Origin of the sequence: Verminephrobacter aporrectodeae subsp. tuberculatae At4, assembly GCF_000193225.1 — a bacterium.
Classification (GTDB): Bacteria; Pseudomonadota; Gammaproteobacteria; order Burkholderiales; family Burkholderiaceae_C; genus Acidovorax; species Acidovorax aporrectodeae.
In genome coordinates, this window is record NZ_AFAL01000249.1 from 1 (window position 1) to 501 (window position 501).

General features: G+C 68.3%; 1 protein-coding gene. It reads right to left on the reverse strand.

What is annotated here, in order from left to right; genetic code table 11:
• Positions 1–211: hotdog fold thioesterase (locus VTU_RS0106210; protein WP_010102175.1), on the reverse strand; the 211-nt coding region annotated here is incomplete at its 3' end.
• Positions 212–501 lie beyond the last annotated feature (290 nt).

The window sequence follows — 501 nt, forward strand, 5'->3', positions numbered from 1 at the left end:
CGCCGATGGAGCCCAGCGACTCGGCGAGCAGCACGCTCACGCCCCCGTGCAGCAGCCCGAACGGCTGCCTGGTGCGCTGGTCCACGGGCACACGGCCGCGCAGGAAATCGTCGCCCAGCTCGACGATCTCTACGCCCAGGTGCTGGGCGGCGGTGCCTTGGTTGGCGGCGTTGAGCTGGTTCAGGTCGGTGGGTTTTTTCCAGATCGGCATGGAATCCTCGGTTGGGCAGAGAGCGGCGCTACGGCTGCGCCGGCAAAACGAAAACCCGTGTCGGCGGCTTGCCGGGTCGGTACGCCGTTATTCCCGGGGCCCGCCATTGTGCTTGTTCTTCCCGAGTCAGATGTCGATCTCGACCGCGTCGCCGTGCAGTTCCATGAGCGCGCGCCGGGCCGCCGCCTCGCCCTTGCCCATGAGCTTGGTGATGCGTTCCTCGGTGGCGGCAAAGTCCACGCTGCCCAGTTGCACCGGCAGCAGGCGCCGGGTGTCGGGGTTCAGCGTGG